Source organism: Vulcanococcus sp., assembly GCF_044369115.1.
Taxonomy (GTDB): domain Bacteria; phylum Cyanobacteriota; class Cyanobacteriia; order PCC-6307; family Cyanobiaceae; genus Vulcanococcus.
Genome location: NZ_JBIPMN010000098.1, coordinates 1 through 9,785 on the forward strand (window position 1 = coordinate 1; position 9,785 = coordinate 9,785).

Annotated in this window: 12 protein-coding genes; 8 read left to right on the plus strand and 4 right to left on the minus strand. The window is 65.1% G+C overall.

Features of this window, described 5'->3' with window-relative positions; translation table 11 throughout:
• Positions 1-447: signal peptidase II (lspA, locus tag ACIQ2E_RS08805; RefSeq protein WP_398329093.1), on the minus strand; the 447-nt coding region annotated here is incomplete at its 3' end.
• Positions 444-1,016 carry a biotin transporter BioY gene (locus ACIQ2E_RS08810; protein WP_398329096.1) on the minus strand — a complete coding sequence of 191 codons (573 nt, stop codon included), beginning with the start codon at positions 1,014-1,016 and terminating at the stop codon, positions 444-446. The genes lspA and ACIQ2E_RS08810, both read right to left, overlap by 4 nt.
• A gap of 63 nt (positions 1,017-1,079) precedes the next feature.
• Here ACIQ2E_RS08810 and ACIQ2E_RS08815 point away from each other — a divergent pair, with 63 nt between their 5' ends.
• Entirely contained in the window at positions 1,080-1,319 is a 240-nt protein-coding gene (locus ACIQ2E_RS08815; protein ID WP_398329099.1) for a DUF3148 domain-containing protein, read from the plus strand.
• Here the strand turns inward: ACIQ2E_RS08815 and ACIQ2E_RS08820 are convergent.
• Both ACIQ2E_RS08820 and ACIQ2E_RS08825 read right to left on the minus strand, forming a co-directional pair.
• Positions 1,309-2,625, minus strand: coding sequence for a M16 family metallopeptidase (locus ACIQ2E_RS08820; RefSeq protein WP_398329102.1), 1,317 nt, complete (start codon positions 2,623-2,625; stop codon positions 1,309-1,311). The two genes, ACIQ2E_RS08815 and ACIQ2E_RS08820, sit on opposite strands and share 11 nt — an antisense overlap.
• Positions 2,622-3,887 carry a M16 family metallopeptidase gene (locus ACIQ2E_RS08825; RefSeq protein ID WP_398329105.1) on the minus strand — a complete coding sequence of 422 codons (1,266 nt, stop codon included), beginning with the start codon at positions 3,885-3,887 and terminating at the stop codon, positions 2,622-2,624. The genes ACIQ2E_RS08820 and ACIQ2E_RS08825 overlap by 4 nt, the downstream gene beginning before the upstream one ends.
• Before the next feature lie 69 nt (positions 3,888-3,956).
• Here ACIQ2E_RS08825 and ACIQ2E_RS08830 point away from each other — a divergent pair, with 69 nt between their 5' ends.
• The 7 genes from ACIQ2E_RS08830 (at position 3,957) to rpsB (ending at position 9,590) form a co-directional block, all read left to right on the plus strand.
• A complete protein-coding gene (locus tag ACIQ2E_RS08830; RefSeq protein ID WP_398329108.1) occupies positions 3,957-4,688 on the plus strand; it encodes a phycocyanobilin:ferredoxin oxidoreductase in 732 nt (243 codons plus the stop codon).
• Positions 4,688-5,584, plus strand: a complete 897-nt coding sequence (locus ACIQ2E_RS08835; protein ID WP_398329111.1) for an HlyD family efflux transporter periplasmic adaptor subunit — start codon at positions 4,688-4,690, stop codon at positions 5,582-5,584. The genes ACIQ2E_RS08830 and ACIQ2E_RS08835 overlap by 1 nt, the downstream gene beginning before the upstream one ends.
• A 44-nt stretch (positions 5,585-5,628) precedes the next feature.
• The gene (gene devC, locus ACIQ2E_RS08840) at positions 5,629-6,798 is read left to right on the plus strand and encodes an ABC transporter permease DevC (RefSeq protein ID WP_398329120.1); all 1,170 of its coding nucleotides are present in this window, start codon (positions 5,629-5,631) and stop codon (positions 6,796-6,798) included.
• A gap of 5 nt (positions 6,799-6,803) precedes the next feature.
• On the plus strand, positions 6,804-7,514 hold the full coding sequence (locus ACIQ2E_RS08845; protein ID WP_398329113.1) for a DevA family ABC transporter ATP-binding protein: 711 nt from the start codon (positions 6,804-6,806) through the stop codon (positions 7,512-7,514).
• Positions 7,515-7,561: 47 nt separating this feature from the next.
• The gene (locus ACIQ2E_RS08850; protein ID WP_006171625.1) at positions 7,562-7,717 is read left to right on the plus strand and encodes a hypothetical protein; all 156 of its coding nucleotides are present in this window, start codon (positions 7,562-7,564) and stop codon (positions 7,715-7,717) included.
• A 94-nt stretch (positions 7,718-7,811) separates the two neighbouring features.
• A complete protein-coding gene (locus ACIQ2E_RS08855) occupies positions 7,812-8,744 on the plus strand; it encodes a glycosyltransferase family 2 protein (RefSeq protein ID WP_398329116.1) in 933 nt (310 codons plus the stop codon).
• A 123-nt stretch (positions 8,745-8,867) separates the two neighbouring features.
• Positions 8,868-9,590: a 30S ribosomal protein S2 gene (rpsB, locus tag ACIQ2E_RS08860; RefSeq protein WP_296366500.1), complete on the plus strand. Its 723-nt coding sequence runs from the start codon at positions 8,868-8,870 to the stop codon at positions 9,588-9,590.
• Positions 9,591-9,785: the final 195 nt, after the last annotated feature.

Sequence of the window (9,785 nt, forward strand, 5' to 3'; positions counted from 1 at the left end):
CCCATCCTGGCGGCGAAGCAGATCGATCAGCAGGCAGACCACCGCCAGATTGATCGCGGTGTCCGCCAGGTTGAACACGGGAAACTGCACCGGCACGAATTCCAGAAAATCCACCACGCTGCCGAGCCGCCAGCGATCAAGCCCGTTGCCGATCGCTCCACCGAGCAGCAGCCCCAGGCCAAGGCTCTGCCAGCGGCTGAGGGCCCCGCTGGTTTGAATCCAGAGCACCAGGCCTACGGCCACGGCCGCACTCACCAGACCAAGGCCAAACGCATTGCCCTCCAACATGCTGAACGCCGCACCGGTGTTGAACACAAGCCGCTGTTGCAGCAGGCCTGGGAGCAAGGGTTGAACGCCGCGCCCGCTGAGCTGCTGCAGAGCCACGAGCTTGCTGAGTTGATCGCTCACCACCACGGCCAGGGCGATGAGATAAACCGGCCGGATCATGACTGCAGCAGCAGCACACGCCGCAAGCCCAGGGCCAGCACGGCCACCGCGCAACACAGCAGCAGCTGCGGCACGAGGGGGCCAAAGCTGTAGCTGATCAGGAGTTGGGGCAGGGCGCCGTTCCATCGGCCCACCAGGCCCCCAAGCAACAGATTGGCCAGGCCGCAGAGCTGGAGCACCAGCAGCCCGAGCATGGCGGCGCCGGTGAGGCTCAGCAGGTTGTCCATGCCATTTTGGCGGGCCAGACGGCCCGTGAGCCACGCCGCGGGCAGGAAGCCGGCGAGATAGCCAAAGCCGGGGTCGAGCAGGTAGGTCACCCCGCCACCGGCCTGGAACACCGGCAGTTGAAAAAGTCCAAGGCTGATGTAGGCCACACCCGCCAACATGGCGGAGCGGGCGCCGCACACCAGAGCGGTGAGCAGCAGGGCCGGCACCTGCAGGGTGATTGGCAGCGGGATCAGGCTGAATCCAGTGGGCCCCAGCCCGGGAAGGGCCGCCTGCACCAAACCGCCACACACGATCAGCAAGAGGCCTGCGATGGCACCGCTCCAGTTGGTGAGGGCTCGCACGAAGGGCCGGTCGCTGGCCCCATCCTGCAGGAGAGTGGTGGTCTTGCAAGCGAATGTGTCGCCATGACCGACCATGCATCTCCGGCTGTGCCGTTCGCTGTGGGCAGCCGAGTACGCCTGCGCGAGCTCCCCTCGTATCTCAAGAGCGCCGATCCGATGCCGATGCTGCGTCCGCCTGATCTGGTGGATGCGCTGGAAGAAGGTGAGGTGGTGGGCTTACGGGCCCTTGAGCAGTTGGCGGTGCGTTTCCGCCGGGGCACCTTCTTGCTCGAAGCCCGGCAGCTGGAGGCCGTCAGTTCTTAGCAGCGCCACTGAGGCTGTCATTGAGCTTGTCACTGAGGCTGTGAGCGCACCACACCGCTTCCGCCTGCTTCAGCGCTGCTGAGGGGCCACACAGGCTGAGACTTGGCTGGGCTAGCAGCTCCCGTGCTGCCTCCAGCAGCTGTTCAGGCGCAAGCTCGGCAGCATCCCGCAGGCTGCGATCGGCGAAATCAAAGGGCAGGCCATGGCCAAGCACCAGGGCATGGCGATCGGCGATCTGGCTGCTGGTTTGCCGGCCAAGCGCTTCCTGACCCCGGAACTTGGCCAGGGCCAGCTCCAGATCGGCGGCGCTGATCGCCTGATCGAGCAGCCGTTGCCATTCGCTCAGCAGCTCGCGGGTTGCCTCTGCCGCTCGATCACTGCTGGTGGAGAGATGAAACACAAAGGGCGCATCTCCGAGCCGTGCTGGGTAGTGCACGCCCACGTCGTAGGCGAGGCCGTGCTCCTCCCGCAGCGCCACAAACAGCCGGCTCGACATACCCACCCCCAGGTGGCAGTGGAGCAGCCTTAGGGCCAGCGCATGGGGTGCTCCCAGCGGCGTGGTGCTGGCCCCGAGCATCAGCACCAGTTGCTCGGTGTCGTCGTTGCTGCAGGCCAGCTTTGGCTGCTTCAGGCCTGCTGGGCCTGACTTGCGCTGCGGCGCGCTACAGGGCCATGCCTCGTCGCTCAGGCCTGAGAGCAGCCACGGCTCGGCTTCGGCGGGCAGTTCACCCGCTAGCACCAGCACTGCCCCTGAACGGCCATAGCTGCGCGCCAGTAGCTCCAGCTCAGGCCGGCCGATCGCTTTGAGGTCGGCTTCAACCCCAAGGGCATCGTGGCCGTAAGGCCCATTGCCGTAGAGCAGGCCACGCAGCTGGTCGTGGGCGAGTTGGAACGGGTCTTCCTTCTGCCGCTGCAGTGTTTGCAGATTGAGCTGACGCTCCAGATCAATCTGGTCGTCCACTAGCCATGGCCGCCTCACCATCTGTAGGAGCAGCGGCAGCAGGGCTTCGGCATCACTGCTGGCGCACTTGAGGCTGATCAAGGTGCCGTCTTCCGACGCTTCACAGCGCAGCCCGGCACCGCACCCCTCCACCAAGTCAGCAAGGGCATCACCGCTGAGATCGCCGCAGCCGCGGCTCAACACGCCGGCCAGCAGCTGTGCGGCACCGCGCTGGCCGCTGCGATCGCCGCTGCTGCCTCCCCGCATCCACAACTTGGCCGAAAGAATCCCTGCCCCCGGCCGATCCATCAGCAAGAGCGGGCATCCACCAGGCAGCACCCGCTGCTGAACTGCGCTTTCCTTCATGCCGGCACCGCCTGCAGACAGAAGGCCAGATCGGGATGCAGCAATGGAATCACCTCCCGGCTGAGCCGCTCGCTGTTCCACCCCTCGAGCCATTCCAGCGGGCGCTGCAGGTTGTGGCGCCTGCCCCACAGCTGGCTATTGCCCACCATGGCGGCCACCGAGCCGGCGACCTCCAGGCTGAAGCGGTAGCCATTCCCCACCAGGCGTTTGGCCCGATCCAGCTCCGCCGGCTTGGGTGCATGCTCGATGAGCTCCAGCAACACCTGGCGCACCTGCTGTTCCACCGCCGGCAGCTGCTCGGGTTCGCACACCGCTTCGAGTAGCACCAGGCAGCCCGACTCGAACACGTTCAGGTCGAGATCGATGCTTTCCACCAGGCGCAGACGTTCGCGCAGCTGCTCCACCAGGCGGCTGCGCCGACCCTCCGCCAGCAGGGTGGTGAGCAGATCGCCGCCCATCACGCTGTCTTGATCGGCAGCACCCGGCAGCTGCCAGGCCATCAGCAGCCGCGCCGCTTCCAGCCGCGCCAGTTCGATCTGATCGCGGCCCGGCTTCAGCTGCAACTCGGGCACTGCCGCCAGCGGCTCCGAGGGCTTGAGCGCAGCCAGGGGTGATTGGTTTAAGCGCATCTCCAGCTCCAGCCCTGCCAGTGGCCCGGCCACGGAGAGGCAGCAGCGATCAGCCCGGTAGTGCCGCCGGTGGAAGCCGGCCATTGCTTCGGGGGTGTGGGCCTCCAGGGCCTCACGCAACCCCAGGATCGGCTGCCCATACGGATGGCTGCCGCAGGCCTGCCGCAACAGCTCCTGGAACGCCACCTCTTCCGGTTGGTCTTCACTCTGGGCGAGCTCTTCGAGCACCACTTGGCGCTCCATCGCAAAATCGCCTGCATCGAGGCGTGGATGCAGCACCAGATCCAGCAGCAGATCCAGCGCCTCAGGTGCTGCCTGTGGCGGGATCAGTACGTGGTAATGCACATCATCGAAACCGGTGGCGGCATTGCTGTTGCCACCCAGGGCTTCCACCTTCAGGTCGAACTCTCCGGCGTCGAGCTTCTCGCTTCCCTTGAACACCATGTGCTCGAGGAAGTGCGCCAAGCCCAATTCAGCATCGCTTTCACAGGCACTCCCGGCGCGGCACCAGAGGTCGAGGCATACCACTGGCGCCTCGGGCAGTTCGATCTGCACCAGGCTCACGCCGTTCTTGAGCTGGTGGCGCCGCGGGTCCGGCAGGGGCGGGGTCGATAGACCGGGCAACGCGGGCAACGGATCGAGCGCTGTGTCTGAACCCTCATTCTGCTGTCAGGATCAGCAGCCTGTTTCCCAGGACCACCGATGAGTTCAGCCGCCTTGGGAATTCATCCGCTGGTGGATGCACTGGCGGAGCAGATCCGCCAGAGCTGGCATCAGTTGCCTGGCCTGCAGCCACTGGCTGTGGATCCGGAGCTGGAGGCGATCAGCGGCAGCCTCGATGGCGAAGCGCTGTTCATTCGCAATGAGCTGCGCCAGTGCCAGGGCCTGCGCAAGCTCCACCTCGAGACGGCACGCCTGGGGGCTGGATTGCAGATCCTCCACTGCGTGTATTTCCCCGATCCCCGCTACGACCTGCCGGTGTTCGGTGCAGACATCGTGGCGGGCCGCGGTGTGGTGTCGGCCGCAATCGTGGATCTCTCGCCCGTCAGCGGTGCGCTGCCGGATGCCGTGGCCCAGGGGTTGGCCGCGTTGCCCAAGCGCAGCTTCAGCCAGGAGCGTGAGCTGCCGGAGTGGGGCACGATCTTTTCTCCCTATGTGCGCTTCGTTCGCCCAGCCAATCAGGAGGAGGAGCAGCAGTTCATCGGTGTCGTGGGCGACTTTCTCCAGGTGCTCAGCGCGGCATGCCGGGCCGCGCAACCGCAGCCGATCGATCACCCGGATACCGTGAAAAGGCACGAAGGTCAGCACTCCTATTGCCGGCAGCAGAAGCGCAACGACAAGACCAGGCGAGTGCTGGAGAAGGCCTTCAATCCTCTCTGGGCGGATCGCTACATCGAGGAGCTGCTCTTCGACGATCCGCTGCCTCTGGCCTGATGCGTCGTTCTTGGCTGATTGCCGGCAGCACCCTGCTGGTTGTTGTGCTGGCGGTGGCTGTGTCCCGCCGCTCCACCCCCAAAGCTTCTGCTCCGGTTCCGGCTGCGGCCACGGCGCCGCGGCTTGAAGCTGTGTCCGCCTTGGGAACGTTGCGTCCCGCCGGTGATGTGCGCCGTCTGGCGGCTCCCACCAGTGCCATGGGGGGCAGTCCACGGCTGCTCAGCCTCGCTGTGGAAGAGGGCCAGCGGGTGAAGCAGGGCCAACTGCTGGCCACCTTTGACAGCCGCCCCAAACTGCTGGCCGATCTGGCAGCGCTCCAGGCCCGGATCGCCAGCCTGCAGGGGCAAATCCGCCTGCAGAACCGCGAGATAGAGCGCTATCAGAGCGCGGCCAGCTCCGGTGCGGCAGCCATGGTGCTTCTCGAAGAAAAAAAAGATGAGCTCGTGAAGCTTCAGGGCCAGTGGCGGGAAGCCGTGGCCCAGCGCCAGGGCCTGCAGGTGGACTTGGCCGACAGCGAACTGCGTGCTCCCCTGGCGGGCACCGTGCTCAAGATTCACAGTCGTCCTGGAGAGCGCCCCGCCAATGACGGCGTGCTGGAGCTTGGTGCCGGCGATCAGATGGAAGCCGTGGCAGAGGTGTACGAAAGCGATATCAACCGCGTGAAGCAGGGCCAAATGGTGTCGCTTGTGAGTGAAAACGGTGGATTCAGCGGCAGCCTCCAGGCACGCGTGATCCGGATTTCACCCCAGGTGCGCCAGCGGGCGGTGCTCTCCACCGACCCCACTGGCGACGCCGATGCGCGCGTGGTGGAAGTGCGCTTGGCCCTGGATCCGGCTGATGCGGCACAGGTGCGCGATCTGGCTGGTCTGAAGGTGATCGCCCGCTTCACCCCGTGATCCAGGAGCCTGTGCGCGCTCAGCCCCTGGGGGTTCAAGGCTGGCTGGCTGACCTCTGGCAGCGCCGTGGTATCCCTCTGTCGTTGCTGCTGCTCACCCGTCAACCCGTAAGGCTTGCGGTGGCACTGGCCGGCATCAGCTTCGCGGGAATCCTGATGTTCATGCAGCTGGGGTTCCGTGACGGACTGTTTGATGCCAGCGTCACCATCCACCGGCTGTTTGATGCCGATCTTGTGCTGATCAGCCCGCGCTCCACCAGCTCGGTGAGCATGGCTGGGTTCCCCAAGCGCCGGCTGGTGCAGGCGATGGCCGCACCGGAGGTGGCAGGGATCACGCCGGTGCACTGGAACCTGCTGCTCTGGCGCAACCCCGAAACCCGAGGCACGCGTTCAATCCTCACCCTCGGCTTTGAGCCCAACGATCCTCTGTTCACCGATCCGACCCTGGCGCCGAAAGCCCGTTTGCTCACCCAGAAGGGCCGGGTGCTGTTCGATGAGCAATCCAGGCCGGAATTCGGCCCGGTGGCGTCATGGTTCAAGGCCGGTCGCACCGTGGAGAGCGAGATTGCTGGCAAGCGCGTGCGGGTGGCCGGCTTAGTGGGCCTAGGCACCTCGTTTGGCGCCGACGGCAACCTGCTCACCAGCTCTGAAACGTATCTCGAGTTATTGCCTAACACCCCCCCGGGCAGCATTGAGGTGGGGCTGATCCGCTTAAAGGCGGGCAGTGACCCTGAGGCGGTGGCCAAGCGGCTTCAGGCGCAGTTGCCGAGCGATGTGACCGTGCTCACCAAGCAAGGTTTCATCGACTTCGAGCAGAACTACTGGCGCACAAGCACCTCCATCGGCTTCATCTTCACCTTGGGTGCCGCCATGGGCTTCGTGGTGGGCTGCGTGATCGTGTATCAGGTGCTCTATTCCGATGTGAGTGATCACCTACCGGAATACGCCACTTTGATGGCGATGGGATACAAACTGATCAGCCTGCTTGGCGTGGTGGCACGCGAAGGCCTGCTGCTGGCGGCTTTTGGCTACCTGCCTGCCTATGCCGCCGGCCAGGGGCTCTATCTCCTAGTTCGCAATGCCACCCAGCTGCCGGTGTACATGGACACTTCCCGCGCGGTGACCGTGTTCACCATGATCCTGGTGATGTGCATGGCCTCCGCTGGCCTGGCCATGCGGCGCCTGGCGGATGCCGATCCCGCCGAGATCTTCTGAGCACCATGGCTGCTGCCGCTGCGATTGATGTTCACGATCTCTGCCATTGGTATGGCAGCGGCAGCATGCGGCGTCAGGTGCTGCAGGGCGTGAACCTGCAGGTGGCTGCCGGTGAGGTGGTGCTGCTAACAGGTCCTTCTGGCTGCGGCAAAACCACCTTGCTCACCCTCGTTGGTGCCCTGCGGCAGGTGCAGCAGGGATCGGTGCGGGTCCTCGGACAAGATCTACAGGGGGCCGGTCGCCGCGAACGACAGCAGTTGCGGCGCTCGATCGGAATGATTTTTCAGGGCCACAACCTGCTGCGTTGTCTAACGGCGGAGCAGAACGTGCAGATGGGATCGGATCTGCTGCCGCGGTTGAGCTACCGCGCCCGTCGCGATCAGTCGCGCGAGTGGCTGCGCGCCGTGGGCCTCGGTGATCAACTCAACAAATTGCCCCACGATCTCTCGGGCGGCCAGAAGCAACGGGTGGCCATTGCCCGTGCCTTGGCCGCGCGGCCGCGCCTGCTGCTGGCGGATGAGCCCACGGCGGCGCTGGATTCCAAAACGGGGCGTGAAGTGGTGGAACTGCTGCAGCGCCTGGCCCGCGACCAGGGATGTGCGGTGTTGATGGTCACCCACGACCCGCGCATCCTCGATATCGCCGATCGCTTGGTGCGGATGGAGGATGGTCAGCTCAGCGAAGCTGAACCGTTGGGTTTGCTCACCAGCGGTTGAACGTCATTCAGTAATGTGGTGTTTACCCCAAAGTTCCAGCCGTCTCGATGGCCAAACGCCGCAACCTCAAGAAAGAAAAGCAGGAGCGCAACCGCGCCTACGCCCGCAAATTCAAGAAGCGCAAGCTCCGCAACGACGGCCGCGGTGAAGGTGCAGGCAACGGCGTGACCGGAACAGCCAACAACGGTGGCGCTGCCGACTGACCGTTTCACACGAAAGCGTCAGCTGGGGATCCTGCGGGGTCCCCTTTTTTGTCACTGCTCCAGCCCCCATCTGGCCTGACCCCTCCGCCGCGCCATGTTCCTCAGCATCGTCATCCCCACCTACAACCGGCTGCCGATCCTGGAGAAGTGTCTGCGGGCGCTGGAGCACCAGGAGCTGGAGGCACCGATCAGTGCCTATGAGGTGGTCGTTGTCGACGACGGCTCCACCGACGACACGGTGAACTGGCTGCTGCGCAACGGCCACGCCTTTCCGCACGTGCGCCTGGTTCAGCAAGACCATGGCGGGCCGGCGGAAGGTCGCAACCGGGGCGTGGATCACGCCCGCGGGGATGTGATCGTGTTCATCGACAGTGACCTGGTGGTCACGGAGAGCTTTCTGATCAGTCATGCGCGCCGCTTGGAGCAGACCTGGCAGCAGCGCGGCGATCGGCTCTGCTTCACCTATGGCGCGGTGATCAACACTGCCAATTTCGACGATCCCACCAGCGAGCCCCACAAGCTCAGCGATCTCTCCTGGGCCTACTTCGCCACAGGCAACGTGGCGATTGATCGCGAGGTGCTGGAGCGCAGTGGCCTGTTCGATATCCGCTTCCGCCTCTACGGCTGGGAAGACCTGGAGCTCGGCGAACGGTTGCGGCGCATGGGGGTGGTGCTGGTGCGCTGCCCGGAAGCGGTCGGTTACCACTGGCATCCGGCCCTGAGCCTCGAGCAGGTGCCCCGATTGATCGCTGTCGAGGGAGAGCGGGCCAAAATGGGCCTCGTGTTCTACCGGAAGCACCCCACACGGCGGGTGCGTTTCATCATTCAGTTCACCGTTCTGCACCGGCTGTTGTGGGAGCTGCTCACCCTCGGTGGCCTGCTGAATGAGCGCAGCCTGCGGCCCCTGCTGGCCTGGTTGATTCGCCGCGGACAGCCGGGCCTGGCGATGGAGCTGCTGCGGCTCCCCCTCAACCGCATCGGTGTGCGGGCGCTCTACCGCGAGGCGCGCGCCGAGGGCCTGGCCTGAGCGACGTGCAGCACTGCCATTTGGTAGTGTCATGGGGTTCATTTACACCGCACACCTGCATGTTTCGGGTGACCCGTTCGCGGAGTCCCTGGCAGGTGGAGGCGAACCCGAAACCCTCAACTCATGGCTGTTGTCACTCTCGCCGAAATGATGGAGGCGGGTGCCCACTTCGGGCACCAAACGCGCCGTTGGAACCCCAAGATGTCGCGCTACATCTATTGCGCGCGCAACGGCGTTCACATCATCGATCTCGTGCAGACCGCTGTCTGCATGAACAACGCCTACAAGTGGGTGCGCAGTGCTGCACGCAGCGGCAAGCGCTTCCTGTTTGTGGGCACCAAAAAGCAGGCCTCCGAGGTAATTGCCATCGAAGCCACCCGCTGTGGTGCGGCTTACGTGAACCAGCGCTGGCTGGGCGGCATGCTCACCAACTGGACCACGATGCGTGCCCGCATCGACCGCCTCAAGGACCTCGAGCGCATGGAGGCCTCCGGCGCCATCGCCATGCGTCCCAAGAAGGAAGCCGCCGTTCTGCGCCGTGAGCTTGAGCGTCTGCAGAAGTACCTGGGCGGTCTGAAGAACATGCGTCGTCTGCCCGACGTGGTGGTTCTTGTGGATCAGCGCCGTGAGACCAACGCCGTGCTCGAGGCCCGCAAGCTCGATATTCCCCTGGTGTCGATGCTCGATACGAACTGCGATCCCGACCTCTGCGACGTGCCCATCCCCTGCAACGACGACGCTGTGCGTTCGGTGCAATTGGTGCTCGGCCGTCTTGCCGATGCCATCAATGAAGGTCGCCACGGCGCTAACGACCAGCGCGGCGGTTACGACGACGAGGAAGGCTAAGCAACGGCTCGCTGGCTGTGAACCCTTGAGCGGTTCACAGCTGATGTCTTCCCCCATGCGGCACTGGAGCTTCCCTGAGGGGGAGCTTCTGCCTGTTTGAGAACTGCACTCGTGGGGGGGGGGGGGGGGGGGCGGGGGGGGGGGGGGGGGGGGCGCGGGGGGGGGGGGGGGGGGGGGGGGGGGGGGGGGGGCGGG